Source organism: uncultured Maribacter sp. (genome assembly GCF_963974015.1).
Taxonomy (GTDB): domain Bacteria; phylum Bacteroidota; class Bacteroidia; order Flavobacteriales; family Flavobacteriaceae; genus Maribacter.
Window position 1 is genome coordinate 93,311 of record NZ_CAXBBZ010000009.1, and the last position, 21,143, is coordinate 114,453.

General features: G+C 35.2%; 20 protein-coding genes and 1 pseudogene. 10 read left to right on the forward strand and 11 right to left on the reverse strand.

Translation table 11 applies throughout. The features are described 5' to 3' along the window. Nucleotides 1-7: 7 nt before the first annotated feature. The 3 genes and pseudogenes from AACZ41_RS12700 to AACZ41_RS12710 all read right to left on the reverse strand — a co-directional run. Nucleotides 8-97, reverse strand: a pseudogene (locus tag AACZ41_RS12700) (YkgJ family cysteine cluster protein); the annotation flags it as partial. A gap of 71 nt (nucleotides 98-168) precedes the next feature. Further along, nucleotides 169-894, reverse strand: a complete 726-nt coding sequence (locus AACZ41_RS12705) for a tRNA-uridine aminocarboxypropyltransferase (protein WP_339628871.1) — start codon at nucleotides 892-894, stop codon at nucleotides 169-171. Nucleotides 895-1,012: 118 nt separating this feature from the next. Further along, nucleotides 1,013-1,504, reverse strand: coding sequence for a YkgJ family cysteine cluster protein (locus AACZ41_RS12710; RefSeq protein WP_091622102.1), 492 nt, complete (start codon nucleotides 1,502-1,504; stop codon nucleotides 1,013-1,015). 75 nt (nucleotides 1,505-1,579) lie between these two features. Here AACZ41_RS12710 and AACZ41_RS12715 point away from each other — a divergent pair, with 75 nt between their 5' ends. Continuing rightward, nucleotides 1,580-2,293, forward strand: a complete 714-nt coding sequence (locus AACZ41_RS12715) for a class I SAM-dependent methyltransferase (RefSeq protein WP_339628872.1) — start codon at nucleotides 1,580-1,582, stop codon at nucleotides 2,291-2,293. A gap of 44 nt (nucleotides 2,294-2,337) precedes the next feature. Further along, nucleotides 2,338-3,249, forward strand: coding sequence for a hypothetical protein (locus AACZ41_RS12720; protein ID WP_339628873.1), 912 nt, complete (start codon nucleotides 2,338-2,340; stop codon nucleotides 3,247-3,249). Between the two features lie 51 nt (nucleotides 3,250-3,300). Here the strand turns inward: AACZ41_RS12720 and AACZ41_RS12725 are convergent, their stop codons facing one another. After that, complete coding sequence (locus tag AACZ41_RS12725; protein ID WP_339628874.1) at nucleotides 3,301-3,933, reverse strand: 7-carboxy-7-deazaguanine synthase QueE; 633 nt, start codon at nucleotides 3,931-3,933, stop codon at nucleotides 3,301-3,303. 172 nt (nucleotides 3,934-4,105) lie between these two features. On the opposite strand from AACZ41_RS12725, the gene AACZ41_RS12730 reads away from it, so the two are divergent. From AACZ41_RS12730 to AACZ41_RS12745, 4 genes are all read left to right on the forward strand, one after another. After that, nucleotides 4,106-5,611 (forward strand): helicase HerA-like domain-containing protein, encoded by a 1,506-nt coding sequence (locus AACZ41_RS12730; RefSeq protein ID WP_339628876.1) that lies wholly within the window; start codon nucleotides 4,106-4,108, stop codon nucleotides 5,609-5,611. Between the two features lie 51 nt (nucleotides 5,612-5,662). After that, nucleotides 5,663-6,169 (forward strand): hypothetical protein, encoded by a 507-nt coding sequence (locus tag AACZ41_RS12735; RefSeq protein ID WP_339628877.1) that lies wholly within the window; start codon nucleotides 5,663-5,665, stop codon nucleotides 6,167-6,169. 73 nt (nucleotides 6,170-6,242) lie between these two features. Continuing rightward, the gene (locus AACZ41_RS12740) at nucleotides 6,243-7,094 is read left to right on the forward strand and encodes an alpha/beta hydrolase (protein WP_339628878.1); all 852 of its coding nucleotides are present in this window, start codon (nucleotides 6,243-6,245) and stop codon (nucleotides 7,092-7,094) included. Nucleotides 7,095-7,100: 6 nt separating this feature from the next. After that, nucleotides 7,101-7,526 carry a VOC family protein gene (locus AACZ41_RS12745; RefSeq protein WP_335634396.1) on the forward strand — a complete coding sequence of 142 codons (426 nt, stop codon included), beginning with the start codon at nucleotides 7,101-7,103 and terminating at the stop codon, nucleotides 7,524-7,526. A gap of 116 nt (nucleotides 7,527-7,642) precedes the next feature. On the opposite strand, the gene AACZ41_RS12750 is transcribed toward AACZ41_RS12745, so the two are convergent. From AACZ41_RS12750 to AACZ41_RS12760, 3 genes are all read right to left on the reverse strand, one after another. After that, nucleotides 7,643-8,614 (reverse strand): aldo/keto reductase, encoded by a 972-nt coding sequence (locus AACZ41_RS12750; RefSeq protein WP_339628880.1) that lies wholly within the window; start codon nucleotides 8,612-8,614, stop codon nucleotides 7,643-7,645. A 52-nt stretch (nucleotides 8,615-8,666) separates the two neighbouring features. Further along, nucleotides 8,667-10,397, reverse strand: a complete 1,731-nt coding sequence (locus AACZ41_RS12755) for a hypothetical protein (protein ID WP_339628881.1) — start codon at nucleotides 10,395-10,397, stop codon at nucleotides 8,667-8,669. An 86-nt stretch (nucleotides 10,398-10,483) separates the two neighbouring features. Continuing rightward, nucleotides 10,484-11,536 (reverse strand): PAS domain-containing sensor histidine kinase, encoded by a 1,053-nt coding sequence (locus AACZ41_RS12760; protein ID WP_339628882.1) that lies wholly within the window; start codon nucleotides 11,534-11,536, stop codon nucleotides 10,484-10,486. Nucleotides 11,537-11,847: 311 nt separating this feature from the next. Here AACZ41_RS12760 and AACZ41_RS12765 point away from each other — a divergent pair, with 311 nt between their 5' ends. Continuing rightward, nucleotides 11,848-12,009, forward strand: coding sequence for a hypothetical protein (locus tag AACZ41_RS12765; RefSeq protein ID WP_339628883.1), 162 nt, complete (start codon nucleotides 11,848-11,850; stop codon nucleotides 12,007-12,009). Nucleotides 12,010-12,103: 94 nt separating this feature from the next. Here the strand turns inward: AACZ41_RS12765 and AACZ41_RS12770 are convergent, their stop codons facing one another. The 4 genes from AACZ41_RS12770 to AACZ41_RS12785 all read right to left on the reverse strand — a co-directional run bounded on the left by AACZ41_RS12770 (nucleotide 12,104) and on the right by AACZ41_RS12785 (nucleotide 16,933). Then, complete coding sequence (locus AACZ41_RS12770) at nucleotides 12,104-12,988, reverse strand: tetrahydrofolate dehydrogenase/cyclohydrolase catalytic domain-containing protein (protein WP_091622067.1); 885 nt, start codon at nucleotides 12,986-12,988, stop codon at nucleotides 12,104-12,106. A gap of 33 nt (nucleotides 12,989-13,021) precedes the next feature. Next, nucleotides 13,022-14,359, reverse strand: a complete 1,338-nt coding sequence (gene ffh / locus AACZ41_RS12775) for a signal recognition particle protein (protein ID WP_339628885.1) — start codon at nucleotides 14,357-14,359, stop codon at nucleotides 13,022-13,024. A 256-nt stretch (nucleotides 14,360-14,615) separates the two neighbouring features. Beyond that, on the reverse strand, nucleotides 14,616-15,104 hold the full coding sequence (locus tag AACZ41_RS12780) for a hypothetical protein (RefSeq protein ID WP_339628886.1): 489 nt from the start codon (nucleotides 15,102-15,104) through the stop codon (nucleotides 14,616-14,618). A gap of 68 nt (nucleotides 15,105-15,172) precedes the next feature. Then, nucleotides 15,173-16,933 carry a hypothetical protein gene (locus AACZ41_RS12785; RefSeq protein ID WP_339628887.1) on the reverse strand — a complete coding sequence of 587 codons (1,761 nt, stop codon included), beginning with the start codon at nucleotides 16,931-16,933 and terminating at the stop codon, nucleotides 15,173-15,175. 106 nt (nucleotides 16,934-17,039) lie between these two features. Between AACZ41_RS12785 and AACZ41_RS12790 the strand changes: the two genes are divergently transcribed. The 3 genes from AACZ41_RS12790 (at nucleotide 17,040) to AACZ41_RS12800 (ending at nucleotide 21,076) form a co-directional block, all read left to right on the forward strand. Next, nucleotides 17,040-17,552 (forward strand): sigma-70 family RNA polymerase sigma factor, encoded by a 513-nt coding sequence (locus AACZ41_RS12790; RefSeq protein WP_339628888.1) that lies wholly within the window; start codon nucleotides 17,040-17,042, stop codon nucleotides 17,550-17,552. A 112-nt stretch (nucleotides 17,553-17,664) separates the two neighbouring features. Further along, nucleotides 17,665-18,579, forward strand: a complete 915-nt coding sequence (locus tag AACZ41_RS12795; protein ID WP_339628889.1) for a FecR domain-containing protein — start codon at nucleotides 17,665-17,667, stop codon at nucleotides 18,577-18,579. Next, complete coding sequence (locus tag AACZ41_RS12800) at nucleotides 18,557-21,076, forward strand: carboxypeptidase-like regulatory domain-containing protein (protein WP_339628890.1); 2,520 nt, start codon at nucleotides 18,557-18,559, stop codon at nucleotides 21,074-21,076. The genes AACZ41_RS12795 and AACZ41_RS12800 overlap by 23 nt, the downstream gene beginning before the upstream one ends. The last annotated feature ends 67 nt before the right edge of the window (nucleotides 21,077-21,143 follow it).

Sequence of the window (21,143 nt, forward strand, 5' to 3'; positions counted from 1 at the left end):
TAATTCACTATTTCATCTCCTCAACTATAGTATAAGCCGCAAGGCAAATGGCTACATTTTTAAGTATGAGATCACTTATTTGCTGAAATTTCTTTCGGGCTATATACCTGGTGTTACAACCAGTTTTTATAATACTTGATTTATTCGGTATTGATTCAGTAATTCCATCTATTCTAGTTCAAAAACAATATTTCTTTCCGTATTATTCCTATACATCTTCTTGGGAAGAATCTCTCTGTTCGCAGTTGAACAATAGTTTTTACTATTTGGGTTTAGAATATATTCGAGTTGATGCTCAATCATTTTTTCAAAAGGAGTAAGAAAGTCCTTCGTCTCGCATTCTTCTACCCCACCTTTCTTAAGTAAATTTAAGACCGTATAGACTGACTCAATAGTACTGAGACAAAGAGATTCTGGCTGCTGCTTGATAATAAATTTTGATTCTATACTATTATCAAAGCTCACTCTTTTTAATTTTTGCAAGTTCTTACTTAGTTTAAGCATTTTACGGGCACAAGGCCATGTACCATCGAGGAGGAAGATATGAGGAGTTTTACCCATAAAAGAATTCATTTCCGAGTCTTTTCTTTTGGAAAGGTTAAAATTATCTTTTCCCGGGTAAAGTAAGAAAGAACAACTTTTTTCATTGGTCAATATTTCATTTACACGATCATTATTGCTGAAATCGACACCAACTATAATTTCTGAATTTTCAAGTTGAAGATTAGTCATATACCCCGTTCCGTTCTTTTCCTTTTTGTACTCTTTCGGGTGCATAAGAATAATAAAACGAGTTTTAGTCTTGAAAGCACTAATGTGTTTACAAATACATGTGCTTAAAGGCCTCATACATTTGTAACATCTGATTCTTGGATTTTTTATTTCGACTTGCAATGTGTATTTTCTTTCATTTTTCTAATTACTTACAACAATTAAATAGCCTCATTGATGATATCATCTTTATACATCCAAATCTTTACTCTTTTAATTCAATCTTACACCCATCAACAAGTTACTTCATCAACTTTTTCATCTCCTCAACTATAGTATAAGCCGCAGGACATATCTCAACATTTTTCAAGGTAAGATTGCTTATTTGCTGAAATTTCTTGCGGTCGGTATGCGGAAATTCTCGACAAGCCTTAGGGCGAACGTCGTAAATAGAACAGTAATTATCCGCTCCTAAAAAAGTACAAGGCACTTGTTGCAGTACAAAATCATTTTCTTCATCAATCCGTAAATACGTATCAATAAACTTTTGAGGCTTCATTCGAAACGACTTGGAAATTCGCTCTACATCGGCATTTGTAAAAAGAGGCCCCGTGGTTTTACAGCAATTGGCACAGGTAAGACAGTCCGTTCGTTTAAATTCTGCCTCATGCAACTCTTGCATTATATAATCTAAGTTCTTTGGAGTTTTCTTTTTCAGTTTTGCGAAGAACTTCTTGTTTTCGCTATGTTTTTCCTTAGCTTTCTTGGGTAATTGACGCAAAACCTCATCCATAATCTAAATTTATGACCCAAAACTAGGAAAGTAGTTCCAAAAAGAAAGATTTTTGCATATAGAAATAATACGAATTTGAAAGAAGATATTTTAGGAACCGCACTTTTAGACTATCAGCAAGGTAATTACAGTGAAGATATCATTACCTATTCTTCATTAGATGAGGAAGACCAAATACCCCTACCCTATATGTTCAGGTCTTTCAAAGACATGCCCAAATTGGAGCAGAAAGCTTTAAAAATTTGCCAAGGAGAAATCTTAGATGTTGGTTGCGGTGCGGGTAGCCATAGTCTGTATTTGCAAAACAAAGGTCTTTCGGTTACCAGTTTAGACAATTCACCAGGCGCTATTGAGGTAAGTAAACAAAGAGGCCTTAAAAACACCATCAATGAAAATCTTTTAAACTTCGAAGGAAAAACATACGACACTATTTTAATTTTAATGAATGGTGTTGGCTTAGCAGGTACTCTAAATGGCTTAGAAAAATTCTTCGCTAAATTGAAATCATTACTTAAAACTGATGGGCAAATTCTCTTAGACTCTAGCGATATTATTTATATGTTCGAAAATGATGAAGATGGTGGCTATTGGATTCCTGAAGATGTAAACTATTATGGTGAGGTGAGTTTCAGCATGGAGTACAAAAATAAAAAAAGCGAGACATTCCCTTGGCTATATGTAGATTACAACACATTACAGCGAGCAGCAAATTATAGTAATTTCACCTGCGAACTTGTAATGGAAGGCGAACATTACGACTATTTAGCAAGATTGACCCACGCTAAATAATAGCTGATCTATTTTTTCGTTATCCTATCAGACAAACCAAGAATATGAATATATTAAAAAGCTTATTACTCATAGCGCTAATTGCTTGCTTCGTTTCCTGTTCGAAAAGTTCATCTGATCCTGAAGAGGATACTACAATTTCAGAAATCGACAAAAAAGCGAACTTATTGGCTACAGGAGATTCTGCGAACGATATTCTATCGAACGAAAATTTTGATAAAATGTTAATCGAGATTGCCTATGTAACTGGGTTCAAACCCACAGAGTCTGCAATGACCCAATTTATGGATTATCTTAAAGAACATACTTTTAAGACAGATATTCAACTTGTATACAAAGAACTTTCAAGCCCTGTAGAAGATGAGCTTACCCTTCAAGAAATTGCAGATTTAGAAACTAAAAACAGAACTGCCTATAACTCTGGCAGCACTTTAGCTATCTATATCTATTTTGCGGACGCGCCTGCAGAAGGCGACGACCTAGAAGGTGGTCTAGTAACATTAGGGGCCGTTTATCGAAACACTTCTATGATTATTCATGAAGTTACCATTAAGCAGTTAGCGGCCAGAAGTAATTTAATTAGTGATGCAGACGTAGAAACGACTACTTTAAACCATGAATTTGGACATCTTTTTGGATTAGTTAATTTAGGTACCGATATGGTGAATGACCATGAATCTCAATCTGAAAATAGTGGGGGAGAATTAGCCGGCGACAATCATTGTAATCAAAGCGGATGCCTTATGCGTGCAGAATTACTATTTGGCGGTTCGTCAGGAAAATCTATTCGAGCAAATTCAATTGCAAAATATGAAGCTGGCATAAAAGCAGGTTGTACCCTATCTGGAAATAGCGTTTTGAAACTTTTACAGCATACGGCTTCAAAATCAAATGCTGCCGTAGTAGGTCTTGACCCAGAATGTATTTTAGATATTCGTGCCAATGGCGGTCGTTAATAACGAATTCATATAAATTAAAAAACCATGCAATTGCATGGTTTTTTTGACCTAAGGTATATTTAAATACTTATGGGTTTGTAATGATACTTTCCATTTCGGATTTTTCATCACGTAATCTACAATCATAGGAACAACCTTATCTCGTACACTCCATTCTGGCTGTAAATATAATATGCAATTCGCGTTTGTTTTTGCAGCTTGTTCTTCGGCAAAAATTAAATCATGTTTATTGAACACAATCACTTTCAGCTCATGAGCTTCATCGTAAATTCGGCCTTCAGGTAATTTATTTTTCTTGGGGGAAAGACAGATCCAATCCCAATTACCCGTTAATGCATAAGCACCCGAAGTTTCAATATGTGTCTTTAATCCCTTAACTTTTAATGCACTCGTTAATGGTTTCATGTTCCACATTAAAGGCTCACCACCAGTTACAACAATAGTATCTGAATATTTAGCTGCATTGGCAACAATTTTCTCAATATCTGTAGGCGGGTGCGTTTCAGCATTCCAACTCTCCTTTACATCACACCAATGGCAACCTACATCACAGCCACCTACACGAATAAAGTAAGCTGCAGTTCCCTTATGAAAACCCTCGCCCTGTATGGTGTAGAATTCTTCCATTAAGGGCAAAAACACCCCTTGATTCACTTTTTCAAGTACCTCCACATTTTTCATCTGGCAAAGATACGTTTTACTTCCTAATTTTCTTGGTGTGTACACCTCAGAATAAACACGGCATAACCTATTCTTCCATGCTCTTCAACTGTTGAAAACTAAGTAGTATTTAAGACAACCCTTAGCTTTTGGTTTGGTTAAAAATCCCCTATTTTTATGCAAAATTTATTAAATGGCCAGTTCCGAAGATTTTTTTAAGCATATTGAAGAGGGATATGCAACGAAAGGTGATTATATAATTATGGGTGCAGCAATGCTAAATGGTGAAGCTGTAACCGACGCTTTGGTGAAAATTCCACTAAAAACGTTGAACCGCCATGGTCTAATTGCTGGTGCTACAGGTACAGGCAAGACCAAAACATTACAGGTTTTGGCCGAAAATTTATCACAAAAAGGAATCCCTGTTCTTTTAATGGATTTGAAAGGTGATTTAAGTGGATTAGCACAACCGAGTGCTGGTCATGCTAAAATAGATGAACGACATGCAAAAATCGGCATCCCTTTTGAAGCAAGTAGTTTCCCAGTAGAAATACTTTCTTTATCAGAACAAAATGGCGTTAAACTTAGAGCCACAGTCTCTGAATTCGGACCAATTCTTTTATCCCGTATTCTAGACCTTTCAGAAACACAAGAAGGTATCGTTGCCGTAGTTTTTAAATACTGCGATGACCAAAAAATGCCCTTATTAGATTTAAAGGATTTTAAAAAAGTTCTTCAATACGCTACAGGTGCCGGCAAAGCGGAATTTACCAAAGAGTACGGTAGAATATCTACCAGCTCAACAGGTACCATACTAAGAAAAATTATAGAGCTTGAACAACAAGGTGCTGAATTGTTCTTCGGTGAAAAATCTTTTGATGTCAACGATCTAACTCGAATTGACGAAAAAGGTAGGGGTTATATCAATATCTTAAGGTTGACCGATATACAAGATAGACCTAAATTGTTTTCCACTTTCATGCTTAGTTTATTGGCTGAAATTTATGCCACTTTCCCAGAACAAGGTGATAGCGACCAACCGGAATTGATATTATTTATTGATGAAGCACATCTTATTTTTAAAGAGGCTTCAAAAGCTTTATTAGACCAAATTGAGAACATTGTTAAATTGATACGGTCAAAAGGTATCGGTCTTTATTTCGTGACTCAGAACCCAACGGACGTACCCAACGATGTATTGGCCCAATTAGGTTTGAAGGTGCAGCATGCATTAAGAGCTTTTACCGCTAGGGACAGAAAGGCAATAAAACTAACAGCAGAAAACTACCCAGAATCTGAGTTTTATGACACTAAAGAAGTACTGACCTCTTTAGGTATTGGCGAAGCCCTAATTTCAGCTTTAGATGAAAAGGGTAGGCCCACACCACTTGCAGCTACTTTATTAAGAGCTCCTATGAGCCGAATGGATGTTTTAACGGATAAAGAATTAGCAGAAGTAATCGATAAGTCTACTTTGGTCAAGAAGTACAATGAAATTATAGATCGAGAAAGTGCGTATGAAATTCTTAACGAAAAAATAGAGGATGCAGAGAAGTTGGCAGAAAAAGAAAAAAAAGAACCAGTCGCCAGAAGAACTTCAAATAGAACAAGTACAAGACAAAATCCAATAATAAAAGTATTAACAAGTGCTACATTTATAAGAGGTGTACTTGGTGTATTAAAAAAAGTGATGAGATAGATTATGAAGATTAGTTATACATTTTTAGTGATATTGAGCTGTTGCATATTGATGAATTGCGCAGGAGAACAAAAAAATGATTTTCAAATATCTGGAGATCAAGTTGGCAAATTAACCAAACAAAGCTTGGCTAGGGATATTGACCTGATTTTTGAAAAAGACTCTGTAGTACAAGATACCGTGAAATTGAATTTTGGCAGTGGTGCTAGTAAAATAAAAATATACGAAAGAGGTGGGCAATTGTTACTTACCCTTACACCAAATAGAGATAGTATTGCAACCATACAGAATATTCAAATTAATGACAGCCGATTTGTCACTAAAAAAGGAATCTCTAAAGAGAGTACCTTTAAAGAAATTAAGGACAATTACCCCATTAAAAAAATCATAACCTCATTGAATAATGTAGTGGTTTTATTGAAGGATAGTGACCTGTATTTTACTATAGACAAAAAAGAGCTTCCTGAAAGTCTGCGTTATAATACCAACAGCAAAATTGAAGAAGTTCAAATACCGGATAAGGCAAAGGTGAAATATATGATGATCGGTTGGGATTGATTTTTGGTTTTTACAACATATCATATCACCCAAAAAAAACTAGTTTTGCATTCATATTATAAAAGTTAAAATAGTGCCTGTTTTACTTCAAAAAATCATACCAAAACTTTACGGTCTCTATTTCAATATTTTTGTTTGGTTTCTACCAAACAAAATAGCTCGCCAAGCATTCGAAGTATTTTGTACCGTTCGAAAAGGAAAAGTTCTACCCAACCAAAAACAGTATTTAGACGATGCTAAACTTGAAGTTATTAACCTAGCGCGGCATTCAATTCAGCTATACAACTGGTCAGGAAATAGGGAAACCGTACTACTCGTACATGGATGGGAAAGCAATACTTGGCGTTGGCATAAGCTAATTGAAAAATTGCAAAGAGCTAATTATAACATTATAGCTTTTGACGCCCCGGCCCATGGGTATTCAACAGGTAAATTAATGAATGTTCCTTTATACGCAGAGGCTTTACAAGAAATCATACTAAAATACAAGCCTAAAACGGTCATTGGCCATTCAGTTGGCGGCATGACTGTTCTATATAACGAGCATAAAAACCCAAATGTATTCATAGAAAAAATTGTAACGGTTGGCTCGCCATCAGAATTTCATGAAATTCTTACTCATTATAAAAATCTATTAGGATTCAGCAATAAGGTAATGACAGTACTTGAAGAATACTATTATTCTAGATTTGGATTTACCATAAAAGAATTTTCGAGTTCAAGATTTGTATTGACCAATTCTAAAAAAGGTTTACTTTTTCATGACAGACTAGACAAGATAACTCCTTATCATGCTTCTGTTGATGTTCATAAACATTGGAAAGGAAGTGAATTGGTAAGTACCGAGGGTTTTGGGCATTCTATGCACCAAAATGAAGTAAATGACAAAATAATTGCTTTCTTAGAGGAGCAATACTATAAATAAGTGATTATGCAAAACGTAACTCCATTTCACATTGCCATACCAGTTCATAATTTGGCAGAATGCAGAACATTTTATCGCGAGATTCTAAACTGCGAAGAAGGTCGTAGTAGCGACCATTGGGTAGATTTTAATCTCTTCGGTCATCAATTGGTGATTCATTACAAGCCGAAGTCAGAAGTAGAAAGTATACATCATAACCCTGTTGATGGGCATGATGTTCCTGTACCTCATTACGGCGTGGTTTTACCGTGGGATACATTTCAAAGCTTTTCGGAAGAACTAAAATCGAAAAATGTAAAGTTCGTTATTGAACCGTACGTACGTTTTAAAGGAAAGGTTGGTGAACAAGCCACAATGTTCTTTTATGACCCAGCAGGTAATGCTTTAGAATTCAAAGCATTTAAAGATATGAGTCAGTTATTTGCTAAATAATTTAAGCAAGTTTCTATTGCCCGCAATATAGTTTACGACATCCTAATAACCAAAAACCATCAACCCTACTATAGGGTTGATGGTTTTTAAATTAAATGAATCTTTTTTAAAAGGAATTATTGAGACCATGAAGTAGGTACTCTATCCCATCTATGCTTTTTTAATTCTTCATATAATTCAGCAGACAAACCCTTTCCGTCACTTGTTGCAGTATTCGCTAGTACATTACGTTGTTTACGCATACCAGGTATTGTAGTGCTCACATTATCGTTCATTAAAATAAAACGAAGCGCCATTTCTGCCATAGTCATTCCTTCAGGAATAAGTGGTCTTAAGGCATCTGCATGTTCTACCGAAGAAATTAAATTTTCAGGCACAAAATAAGTTCCTCTCCAATCGCCTTCAGGAAAAGTAGTCTCCTTTGTCATTGTTCCGGTCAATGTACCCTCATCAAAAGGTACTCTTGCTATAGTGGCAATATCCATCTCTTTACATAAAGGAAAAAGAGTATCGACCGGTGCTTGGTCAAATATGTTATAAATAACTTGTACGGCATCTAAGAGCCCCGTTTTCAAAGCCTTAATACCATTTTCTGGCTCCCAACGGTTCATACTTATACCCATTGCAGCTATCTTACCAGAAGTCTTTAAATCTTCAATAGCGCGCTGCCACTCTTCCCTATCGCTCCAAACATCATCCCATGTGTGAAATTGCATAAGGTCTATTTGCTCCAACCCTAAATTCTTCAAAGTTTTATGGGTATAATCCATAATATGCTCTGTTGGATAAGAATCTTCAAAAGCATATTCAGGTTTCGCTGGCCACTGAAAATTCTTAGGTGGAATTTTACTAGCGGTATAGATTTTTTTTGAAGGATGTCTTTTCACCAACTCACCTAATAATTCTTCGCTATGGCCTTCTCCATAGCCCCAGGCCGTATCGAAAAAATTAACACCGTTTTCAACAGCTAAATCTAATGACTTTGCTGATTGCTCATCATCACTGGCCGTCCAACCTGCCATACCCCACATACCATATCCAACTTCACTTACTTGCCAATCGGTTCGCCCGAATCTTCTATATTTCATAATTTAATTTGAATTCTATAATTAACTACTTCAATCTTATTACCTATTAATATTATTCATACCTCCAACTCGTTAAGTCAGCCCCTTTAGGGGCACTTTTTTCTATACGTTCCATAATTTTGGGCACATACATGCTATTATATCGCAAACGGGTTATAGCATTAGGTAACTCTGGGTCTCCGTTCCAACAATGCTCTGCTCGGTCACCGTATAATACTTCACCTTCATAATAGGGTTCTGTAGTACTTTCCAGAAAATCTTCCATTAGATACACCGCATTGTTCAAATAATAATTATCCATATCACCACAGTAAATATGAATTTTACCTTTTAGATTGTCACCCAGCTTATCCCAATCACGCTCTAAAATATGCCGTAAATCAAAATTTTCTTTCCAATACTCGGCAACTTTATGATTTATCTTTCCTGTCTTTTTATCCCATATTCTTACCGGATAGCCATCATCCCCTTGTGGCGAATATGTTGCTTCCCAAATATCCCATTGTTGTCCTGATCTTGACTTATCTCCTAAAACCAATTCTAAATGGTTACCCTGTCTCAGAGTAGATTGTATTTGACCTAAGTAATTACGATGGGAAGGGACCTCTAGTTTCTTATGGGCACTTGGATAATAATATGCATTTTCATCGTCGTATATATTCGTTAATGCATATGCCCTAAAATCAATAGGGTCAGGACAAGCGGCAAAACAACCGTTGTACTCCTCCGGATAGTTGACCTGTACCGCTAAGGCTTCCCAGCCACCCGTAGAACCTCCGTACAAGAAACGTGACCAGCCTTCACCTATTCCTCTGAACTGTTTTTCTATTTCGGGAATCAACTCATAAGTAATCGCATCGCCATAAGGACCTTGACTTGCCGAATTTACAGCATAAGAATCGTCATAGTAGGGCGTTGGATGTTGAATTTCAATTATAATGAAACGGGGAAAATCCGGCTCATTCCATCGTTTATAAAAATCATATGCCTCTTGTTGTTCAATAACATTATATCCTTCCAAATTAAAACGCTCTGAAAACTCTGGTTTCATTTTAGGATCTGGTGGGGTAGTTCTAAAACCTCCAAAATCAGCCGGAAAATGACCATGAAAAACCATAAGTGGGTATTTAGCTTCCGGATGCTCATCAAATCCTTTTGGAAGTAAAACATGTGCTCCTAAATAGGTATCTCGCCCCCAAAATTCGGATAGTTTTTCTGACTTTACCTTAACATGTTTTATCCACTCTGTATCTTTTGGTTCTTCGATAGGTGGTATCTCTTGATCCAAAGTAACTGACACATTCTGTATACCATTACTAGCTATTCTTATCTTAAATGGAGTACTATATAAATTACCCGGTGAACTTTTCCACTGCTGTCCTTCGCCATTATCCATTGGTAATTTCACAGTTTGCCCAGTAGCCAATTCAAATGTTTCATACACATTTAAAAGTGCTTGTACATTATATTCCCCAGGTGGAATTTCTTTTAAACTTGAATAAGGATATCCAAATACTGAAGCATCAAATTTAATAGGTGTATTTGGTGCCCAATCATTTACATTAACCCCAAAAATAATTTGAGTATTTAAACCGTCGTTAATTTGAAAACGAGGTTCGTCACTATCATCTGTAGACAACATTAACAACAATCTACCATCTAACAGTGTATCACTCAAACTTTCATCGTATGTAACATTGATATCATGAACTGGCTTAACGACCTTTTCACAACTAGCTAAAAGACCAAACAGAAGTACGAATGCAAATATTTGTTTTTTCATGATGGATATTGATTATAACCTTAAAGATAATTAATGAAAAATACTATAGCGAAGAATTAATTGCAATACTTTTTTTTAAATAAAATTTATAAAGCAGGAAAAACAACAATAAAAGTAGCACCTTTGTTAGGTTCACTCTCAACAGAAATTCCCCCTCCTAAACTATTGATTTGATTTTGAATTAAATACAAACCAATACCTTTCCCTTCTTGAGTATTATTGAAACGTTGATTTAGTCCGAAAATCTTATCACCATTCTTTTCCATATCAAAGCCTTGCCCATAATCCTTAAACAGCAAGACCTTCTTACCATCTTTTATTTCAGTTCGTATTTCCATTTTAGGAGGACTACCTGGTAATTTATATTTAATAGAATTTGTCATCAAATTTAAGAAAATACTTTCCATGTAAGCATTATCAAAATAAGCACTTTGGCAATTTGAAAAGTCAAAATCAATTTGGGCCTTAGAACCTTTAATAATAGCGCTTAGAGTACTTCTTGTTTTCGCTAAAATATTCTCAAAAAACACTTCAGAAAGACTATGTAACCCTTTACTGGCATTGTCAATTAAACTCAAATAACTTTCTAATGATTCTTTTACACCTTTTGCGGAAACTTCCATATAACGCAAAATCTGCATTGTATCTTCATCCTTAATCATTGAAAAATCCAGAATATCAAAAAGTGAGATTAAATTATTAATAGGAGCTCTTAAATCATGTGAAGTCGTATAGTTTAATCTAACAAGATCTTCATTTACACTTTTTAGCTTAGTGAATTCAAGAATACGCTCATTTTTCAGTTTTATTTCTTCAGTAATATCCCTTGCTATAGCATAAACCAATTTTTCTGAATCTACAGGTACTGCGGTCCAAGACAACCACACTATTTCACCAAGTTTGCTGACATACCTATTTTGAAAATTAATGAGTTTTTCATTTTTATGAATCCCTTCTCTAATTTCTTGTGTGGAATCTTTGTCGTGATCAAAAACAAAATCATTTATTCTTCTTGAAAGCAACTCTTCTTTTGTGTATCCCAGTAAACCAACAAATGCTGGATTTATATCTACAAAATAACCATCGTAATTCGCAATACAAAGCATATCTACCGAAGAATCAAAAAAGTGTTGTTTCATATATTGTTGTTTAAATTCAAAAACTTGAATAAGCTCGGTGATGCTAGTTACGGAGACTACATTATTAATAAAGACAATAAACTTAGTCAAAAAAAAATGATAACTAATTTTGAATAATATGATTTATCATTTTAGCAACCAATTTGACATTATACCTATAGATAATAACCTTACAAACTGTTACTATCATAATGGATAAATTTAATGATGTATTATCAGGATCTTACTATTTAACCTTTTAAGAATACCAATTTTAATTTGGAAACGTTTTAATAATAGAGCAACAAGGCTAATTACTAAAATTAAAAGTTTTGAAAAACATTATTCTAAGTTTCATCATTCTATGCTCAATTACCGTTATATCTAGCTGTGATTACGACGATAGCAATGATATAGACATTATAAAACCTAATGATTCGACAACAACCGCTACCCAGATAAATACATCATTGCACAATGAAATTCAAGACTAAAAGAATTACTTAAGAATCTAAAAATCATTAACTATATAGTAATAGAAAACCCGACAAGTATTGTCGGGTTTTCTATTACTATAATTTGAAATTATTAATTTCTACTTCTATGTCTTTCACGCGCCAATAAGGTGTTTTTCAACAACATAGCTATAGTCATAGGACCAACCCCACCAGGAACGGGAGTAATGAAAGAAGCTTTTTTACTTACGTTTTCAAAGTCAACATCTCCCGTAATATAATACCCTTTTTCTTTGGTATCATCCGGTACTCTTGTGATGCCAACATCGATAACTACCGCATCATCTTTAACCATTTCAGCTTTTAGAAAATTAGGTACCCCTAAAGCAGAAATAACAATATCTGCCTGAGATATAATTTGAGTGATGTTCTTTGTTTCGCTATGGGTTAGTGTAACCGTAGAGTTCCCCGGCCATCCTTTTCTACCCATTAAAATACTCATTGGCCTACCTACAATGTGACTACGACCAATAACGACTGTATGCTTACCTTTAGTATCAACCTTATAACGCTCTAACAACTCAAGAATACCGAAAGGAGTTGCTGGTATAAACGTACTCATATCTAATGCCATTTTACCAAAATTGGTAGGGTGAAAACCATCTACATCCTTATCTGGATCTACAGCCATAATCACCTTTTGGGTATCTATTTGCTCTGGAAGAGGTAATTGAACAATAAAGCCATCAATATTATCATCTTGATTCAGCTCCTTTATTTTTCTCAATAATTCTTGTTCAGAAGTTGTACTGGGCATTTGCACTAGGGTAGACTCAAAACCTACACGCTCGCATGAACGCACTTTACTGCCTACATAAGTTAAACTAGCACCATCATTTCCTACAATTATAGCAGCTAAATGTGGTACTTTTTCTCCTCTTTCCCTCATCTTGGCAACCTCTGCCTTGATTTCTTCCTTTATTTGGTTGGATACTTTTTTACCATCCAATAATTCCATATCCCTATTTTTTAAGTTAGTGTTGCTCGTTTACTATTTCATTCCCTTCATGGCGCCCATCATCTGCATCATCTTCTTACCACCACCTCCTTGCATCATTTTCATCATTTTGCTCATTTGGTCGAACTGCTTCAATAATTGGTTTATTTCTTGCACTTCTCTACCGGCACCTTTGGCAATTCGCTTTTTTCTACTTGCATCTAATTTTGAAGGCGTTGAACGCTCTTCAGGAGTCATAGAATAGATTATTGCCTCAATATGCTTAAAGGCATCGTCATCAATATCTAGGCCTTTAAGAGCTTTACCTGCGCCAGGTATCATTCCCATAAGGTCTTTCATATTACCCATTTTCTTAATTTGTTGAATTTGGCTTAAGAAATCATCGAATCCGAATTTATTTTTTGCAATTTTCTTTTGAATTTTTCTAGCCTCTTCTTCATCAAACTGCTCTTGGGCTCTTTCTACAAGTGAAATAACATCACCCATACCCAAGATGCGATCTGCCATACGTGATGGGTAAAAAATATCTATCGCCTCCATCTTTTCACCGGTACCGATGAATTTAATTGGTTTATCTACAACCGATTTAATAGATAATGCTGCACCACCTCTGGTGTCACCATCTAACTTGGTTAAAATAACACCATCGAAATTTAAAATATCATTAAAAGCTTTAGCCGTATTTACAGCATCTTGCCCGGTCATTGAATCAACAACAAATAAAGTTTCTTGAGGCTGTATCGCTTTATGAATATCAGATATTTCTGTCATCATTTTTTCATCAACCGCCAAACGACCGGCAGTATCGATAATAACAACATTATGACCATCTTCTTTTGCTTTTGCAATACCAGCTTTTGCAATTGAAACGGGATCATTATTTTCTCGATCAGAATAAACTGGCACACCAATTTGCTCACCAACAACATGCAACTGATCAATAGCAGCAGGACGATAAACATCACAAGCGACCAAAAGTGGTTTTTTAGATTTTTTTGTCTTTAAAAAATTCGCAAGCTTTCCAGAAAAAGTAGTCTTACCAGAACCTTGTAACCCTGACATCAGTATAATTGAAGGGTTACCGGAAAGGTTAATTCCTTCAGATTCACCACCCATTAATTGCGTTAACTCATCTTTTACAATTTTAACCATTAACTGGCCTGGTTGTAAAGAGGTTAGAACGTTCTGCCCCAAAGCTTTTTCTTTTACCTTATTGGTAAACTCCTTAGCTATTTTAAAGTTAACATCCGCGTCTAATAAGGCTCGACGTACCTCCTTGGTCGTTTCGGCAACATTAATTTCTGTAATCTGACCATGACCTTTTAGTACATGTAGAGCTTTATCTAACTTATCGCTTAAATTATCGAACATTCTTTTCTTTTTAAAGGGGTTACAAATTTAATAATATCAAAGCTAATTCCGCAGCAAGTACCACAAAATATACAAAACAAAAGAGCACCCATAAAAAATGGATGCTCTAAAGTTAGTTGTGGGGCAAAAAAGGAATTACATTTTCATAAACTCCTGGGTTAAAACCTCCATCAATACCGCCAACGAGGCCCAACTCTTTACTGTTGACGGTATATTTCTGGATGCTTTAATTTTTATTTGGATAAAACCTCAATAATTATTGTTTTTCAAAAACAAGAACATCAATACTACCATCTCCTCCACTTACATGTTTTAATTCTATTCTAGTTTCTGTATATGAAACTATCTCCCAATCTTCCGATAGTTCCTCAAAATTTGAAGAAGATGAAAAGAAGATATTAAAATCCACATCATCACTTGAATCGTCATCACTAGAACTATCATCGTCGTCATTACTATTTGAATTTGAGATAATGGACCAACTTCCTGTCATTAATAATTCTTCCTTGGCAACATTCAAAATTCCATCTGTATTAAAGGTGAACGAATAACCGGAAAAATTACTGGTTTGGTCAACACCGTCTTCTTCAAATCGTGCTATTACCCAAAACCCTGAGGTAGCTGTTGCATTAATTTCGCTCAAGTTCATTACACTATTTTCAACATTGTCATCCAAAGATTCGCAGGAAAAAAGCATAAATGCCATATAAAGGAAAAGGATAGATTTTACGTGTTCTAGTTTCATAATTTTCATTTAGGGTTAATATTTAAAACAAAAGCCTTCAGAAAAGATTTTCCGAAGACCTTTGATTCTTACTTTTCTAATACTAATGTGGTTATGGTTCCATCACCGCTGATGTCTTTAAGTTCAATTCTACCATCAACTACCGATACAAAATCCCAATCATCTGTTAATTCATTAAAAGGGCTATTTTCACCAAAGTTTAAATATACTTTAAGCTTATCATCACTATTTCTAAGTACCCGCCATAATCCAGCTCCAAAAACTTCGCCACCTTCCATGATAGAAATTTGATGTTCAGCCATTAATCCTAAACTGTATCCGCCAAACAAACTAGTCATATCGACATCATCTTCTACATAAGTAGCTACTAACCATTCACCACCCATGATAAAATTTCTTATTTCCGCAACATCTCCATCGTTAGCATTATTGTCACATACACGTTGTAGGTTCAACCCGTATCCAATTTCGTCAGCTTCAAATTTCAATCTATCATTGAACATTTCAAGTATTGGCCATTCAAAGCTTACCCCAGATTCATCTGGCATTTCAATAGCAATAACTAATTTTTGCTCCGTATTGAATTTAATTTCCCATGTTCCTTCAGAAATATTGATACCATTACTCAAGGTTAAAACGCCTTCTGCCATAAATTGAAATTCATAACCTAAGACCCTATCATAATCCTCATTTTGCAATTCTATGTCTTTAATAATCCAAACACACTCTTTAAGTATATCTCTTAAACTATCTGCATTGGCATTTGGCAAGTCTTCTGCACAAAATTGTTTCATGATAATTCTGTTACTATCATCGCTGTACAGTTTAATTTTATCATCACCTAAATCATACACATTCCATTCTAGGTTAAAATCGGTAGTGGCATCAAATTCCATGGTTAGTTTCGCACCATCATCTCCTACGGTCGTGCTCCAAGTACCTTCAACAGTGGCAGCTCCTGTAAAACCTGTTACTACTGTACCATCTTCTTTAAAGTTTAATATGTAGTTTTCATATTGTGGGGTCTGGTCAACAGCATTTCTTTTAAATTCCGTAACGAACCAAACACATTCAACCAATTCATTTTTAAATTCATCTGCATTGAAATCATCATCATTATAATCATCATCGTCGTCTTCATCGCACATATCTTTTGCATTCTCGATAGCAGTCGCCAATTCTTCATTGCTTTCTACCGTAATAGTAGTTTCATCATACAACGCTAGGGAAATAGGAAAATCAAAACTGATTAAATTATCATCACCCATATCCTTAAAGAACAATCTTAAATCGCGATCACTTTCTACCATAACAGAGCTGGTTTGCTCCAAATTCACATTAAAAGTGAACAGGGTTATTGGGTAGACAAAATCAATACACTCTATATCGTCATCATCGCCACCTTCTTTACAATCAGCCGCCAATTCACGCAAATCTTCCAATCCATTTATGGTGATTTCAGAGAAATCGCCTGCCGTAACCGTAATAGGAAAAATAATATCCAACAAGTTTTCATCATCTTCTACACTATCGAATATCTCTTCAATTTGGTCAAGATCCTCCTCCGATTCAATAGTAAGCACCATTCCATTAACCTCAACGGTATATGGAAAGTTTATTTCAAAGCAACTTGTGCCATCTACTATATTATCACATGAACCATCATTAGAGCTTGTTCGTTGAATTAAATCTGCCGTAAAAGAATTGGCAGCTATTGCCGTAGTTTCTTCTCCCGTATTTATTTCCTCGAACTCATTTTGGCAAGCAGTAAAACTTAGTGCAATTGTTAGTAGGCTAACATACATTACGTAATTAAAAATCTTTTTCATAATGACTTGGTATTGTTTGTTATTATGCTTCTAAAACAACCGATTTTAAAAATACCCTACCTTCATTTTTATTTTTTTTAAAATATCTTTGATAAAAAGCAATCCATTGAAAGCAGAAGAACATTTAAATGTATGCGAAGAACAGGTTTACAAAAAGATTTTTAATAAAACGTCTAAAACCATCTTCAATTACATTTATTACAAATTCGGTAACGAAGAAAAAGCCAATGATGCTGTACAGGAAGCTTTTGTAAAGCTTTGGGAGAATTGTTCAAAGGTTGTTCCAGAAAAAGCAAAATCTTATTTATATACAGTTGCCAATAATTTATACTTAAATGTAATAAAGGCGGAAAAAGTACGCTTAAAATATGCCGAAAGTACTTTAAAGACCACAAACGAGACCCCGGAGTTTCTCATGGAAGAAAACCAATTCAAGGAAAAATTGGAGAATGCCTTGAATAGTCTACCGGAAAACCAACGCACTACTTTTTTATTGAATAGGATTGATGGAAAAAAATATGCCGAAATAGCAGAAATGGACGGGGTAAGTGTAAAAGCAATTGAAAAAAGAATGCATTTGGCACTCAAAAGCCTACGGGAACAAATTGATGGAATATGATGGTTGATTACTTCGACTATGCTCAGCACATGGGTTAATGGAAAATAATTTAAAAATATAATAAGTAGGGTTTTTACAACATTAGTTGTTAATACTATATAAAGCTAAAAATATGCAGGAAAATTACTTAGCAAAATGGCTTAATGATGAATTGACCGGTGCCGAATTGGCGGAATTCAAAAAATCTGAAGCATACACAACATATAAAAAAATTAAGGACTCTGCTTCATTGTTAGAATCTCCTGAATTTGATATGGATAAAGCATGGGAATCTATCGAGCAACACAAAACTAAAGAAGAAAGCAAAGTCTTTATATTATCACCATTTAAAAAGTTTCTACGTGTCGCAGCTGTCATTGCAGTATTACTAGCCGGATCATTCTTTTATTTAAACACATTGAATGAATCGTTTACAACCGATTATGCCGAGAATAAATCCATCACCTTACCAGATGCCTCAGAAGTTATCTTGAATGCCGAATCTGAATTGGCTTTTAGCGAGAAAAAATGGGATAAAAATAGAAACGTTGACCTAAAGGGCGAAGCATATTTTAAAGTAGCTAAAGGAAAGAGATTTACCGTAAAAACTACACAAGGGTTGGTTACGGTATTAGGAACCCAGTTTAATGTAGAAACTCGAGAAAACTATTTTGAAGTCACTTGTTTTGAAGGTTTAGTAAGCGTTACTATTAAAGGAAAAGAAACAAAATTACCTGCTGGAAATTCGATGTTGACCATTGACGGAAACACCACTCTGCTGAAAGCTACCGTTAATGGTGAACCTTCATGGTTGTCTAAAGAGAGTTCTTTTAAAAGTATTCCGTTACATTATGTAATGGACGAACTAGAGCGCCAATATAATATTAAAGTTACAACAGCAGGCATTGATACCGATCAACTTTTCACAGGGACTTTCAGTAACGACAATTTAGAACTTGCGCTTAAAAGCATAAGCGTTCCTTTACAAATTAAGTTTAACTTAGATGGGGACAAAGTGCTATTCTATGCCGAAAAAGCACCTAAATAATCTTATTACCATGCTATTTTTGCTGAGTTTCAGCATGAATAGTTACGCCCAAAACGTAACTGATAAAAGTGTACCATTACGCGATTATCTTTCTGAACTAGAAACCTCGTTTAATGTAAAATTCTCTTATGCAGATAGCGATATAAACACTATCAACATTGCAAAACCCGATTCAAAATCCCTTGATATAATTCTCAACGAAATAAGAAAAGTAACAGGAATAACCATCAACAAGCTAAATGACCGTTACTATACCTTAACAAAAACGGCAACCATTTCCATTTGTGGTTTTGTTTTGGACAACTTTGAAGAGAACACTATACCTGGTGCCACAGTTGAAATTTACCAATCTAATTTAACGGGAATTACCGATACCACTGGGGCGTTTAGATTCGATAACGTTCCTGAGAATTCTCTAGTTCACATAAAACACCTTGGTTACAAACCTGTTTTTATTGAAGCGAAAGAATTCGTAAACACTAAGGAGTGTAAAACCATTGCCATGGCGCTAAGCTATCAAGAATTGGACGAGGTTATAGTTACACAATTTCTAACCACCGGACTTAATAAACTGAGCAATACGAGTATTGAGTTGAATCCTACAAAATTCGGTATTCTTCCAGGTGTTAGCGAACCTGACATTCTTCAGACCATTCAAGCTTTACCAGGCATTAAAAGCGTTGATGAAACTGTTTCAGATATTAATATCAGAGGGGGCACTAATGACCAAAACCTGATTCTTTGGGATGGTATAAAAATGTACCAAACCGGACACTTCTTTGGATTGATATCCGCATTCAATCCATATGTGACCCAAAAAGTATCAATCATCAAAAACGGAACTTCTGCCATGTTCGGCGGTGGTGTTAGTGGCACTTTACATATGCACACCATAGATGAATTGCCTATAACCTATAGAGGTGGTGCAGGAGTCAATCTAATTTCTGGTGATATTTTTGGCGAAATTCCTATCACCGAAAATTTAGCAGTACAAGTTTCTGCCCGAAGGTCATATACCGATTTTCTAAACACCCCAACATACACCACATTCTCAGAAAAAGCATTCCAAGATTCTGAGGTAGATAACGAAAGTGAATTTTATTTCTATGATTTCACTGCGAAGCTCATTTATGAGATAAACCCTTACCAACAGGTAAGTGTCAGCATGATAAACATGAGCAATAATTTAAATTACCTTGAAGCTACAAACGACAGCATTGCCCCAAATAGAAGCAATCTCAATCAAGATAATTTCTCTATTGGCAGTCAATTGCAAAGCGAATGGACAGATGACTTTACCTCGCAATTAAGTTTCTATTACACACAATACGCTTTGGATGCCTTATCCATTTCTAATAATGACTTACAGCAATTAAAACAAAATAATCTGGTAAAAGAATCGAACGTAAAACTATCTACCAATTACATATTAAAGGAGCGTATAAATTGGATGAACGGCTATGAGTTTACCGAAACAGGAATTGAAAATACCACGAACGTTAATCAGCCACCCTTTGCAAGCAATATAAAAGGGGTAATTCGCCAACACGCGTTGTTTTCAGAATTGAAATATAGTTCTCAAAATGAGAAATTAAATGGTATCATTGGTGGCAGGTTAAATTATTTCGAAAATTTAAACACCTTTAGAGAATACGTTTTTGAACCACGAATAAATGTCACTTATGAACTTTTACCCAATATTAAGACCGAAGTATTAGGTGAATTTAAAAGTCAGGTCACCAATCAAATTATAGATTTGGAACAGAACTTTTTAGGCATTGAAAAAAGACGTTGGATCCTTTCTGACGGTGATGAACTCCCCATCACAAAAAGCAAGCAAGGTTCTATTGGGTTTAATTATGATACCGATAAACTATATGTTGGTATTGACGGATTTTATAAAGAGGTAAATGGTATTAACGTGTATACCCAAGGCTTTCAAAATCAAAATCAATTTGATGGGGAGATAGGTTCCTATGCCATTAAAGGAGCTGAATTTTTAATCAACACAAAAAACAATGACTATAGTGCATGGCTTAGTTATACCTTCAATAAAAATGAGTATACGTTTGATGCACTAGTACCAGCTACCTTTCCTAATAATCTAGATGTTAGACATTCAGTGACTCTTGCTGGAAACTACACCATAGGTGATTTAAAATTAGGATTAGGATTGAATTATAAATCTGGTAAGCCCTTTACCCAACCAGATGAAAATGACCCGATAGATATAACTATATTTCCAAATGAAATTAATTATGAAGAATCCAACAGTAGCAGACTACCAGAATATTTAAGAGTCGATGCTTCGGCTATTTACACCTTAATGTTAAGCGAAAAGGTGAATGCAACTTTAGGAGCATCAATATTAAATTTGACCAATAGAAGTAATACCTTAAATACCTATTACAGAATTCAAGATGATAATACCATTGAAACAATAGAACGCATATCGCTGGGCATTACACCCAACGCCAGCTTGCGAATAAGTTTTTAAACTTACATACGATCAGGCACCTCAATACCTAATAATTTGAATGCATCTTGAATTACCTCAGCAACCT

Bases quoted from the DNA above. Each gene is read 5' to 3' on its own strand.
- AACZ41_RS12735 (WP_339628877.1), top strand. From the start codon at position 5,663: ATGAATTGCGCAGGAGAACAAAAAAATGATTTTCAAATATCTGGAGAT.
- AACZ41_RS12710 (WP_091622102.1), bottom strand. From the start codon at position 1,504: ATGGATGAGGTTTTGCGTCAATTACCCAAGAAAGCTAAGGAAAAACAT.
- AACZ41_RS12750 (WP_339628880.1), bottom strand. From the start codon at position 8,614: ATGAAATATAGAAGATTCGGGCGAACCGATTGGCAAGTAAGTGAAGTT.
- AACZ41_RS12745 (WP_335634396.1), top strand. From the start codon at position 7,101: ATGCAAAACGTAACTCCATTTCACATTGCCATACCAGTTCATAATTTG.
- AACZ41_RS12755 (WP_339628881.1), bottom strand. From the start codon at position 10,397: ATGAAAAAACAAATATTTGCATTCGTACTTCTGTTTGGTCTTTTAGCT.
- AACZ41_RS12795 (WP_339628889.1), top strand. From the start codon at position 17,665: ATGCAGGAAAATTACTTAGCAAAATGGCTTAATGATGAATTGACCGGT.
- AACZ41_RS12780 (WP_339628886.1), bottom strand. From the start codon at position 15,104: ATGAAACTAGAACACGTAAAATCTATCCTTTTCCTTTATATGGCATTT.
- AACZ41_RS12760 (WP_339628882.1), bottom strand. From the start codon at position 11,536: ATGAAACAACACTTTTTTGATTCTTCGGTAGATATGCTTTGTATTGCG.
- AACZ41_RS12785 (WP_339628887.1), bottom strand. From the start codon at position 16,933: ATGAAAAAGATTTTTAATTACGTAATGTATGTTAGCCTACTAACAATT.
- AACZ41_RS12730 (WP_339628876.1), top strand. From the start codon at position 4,106: ATGGCCAGTTCCGAAGATTTTTTTAAGCATATTGAAGAGGGATATGCA.
- AACZ41_RS12720 (WP_339628873.1), top strand. From the start codon at position 2,338: ATGAATATATTAAAAAGCTTATTACTCATAGCGCTAATTGCTTGCTTC.
- AACZ41_RS12800 (WP_339628890.1), top strand. From the start codon at position 18,557: ATGCCGAAAAAGCACCTAAATAATCTTATTACCATGCTATTTTTGCTG.
- ffh (WP_339628885.1), bottom strand. From the start codon at position 14,359: ATGTTCGATAATTTAAGCGATAAGTTAGATAAAGCTCTACATGTACTA.
- AACZ41_RS12725 (WP_339628874.1), bottom strand. From the start codon at position 3,933: ATGAAAAATGTGGAGGTACTTGAAAAAGTGAATCAAGGGGTGTTTTTG.
- AACZ41_RS12770 (WP_091622067.1), bottom strand. From the start codon at position 12,988: ATGGAATTATTGGATGGTAAAAAAGTATCCAACCAAATAAAGGAAGAA.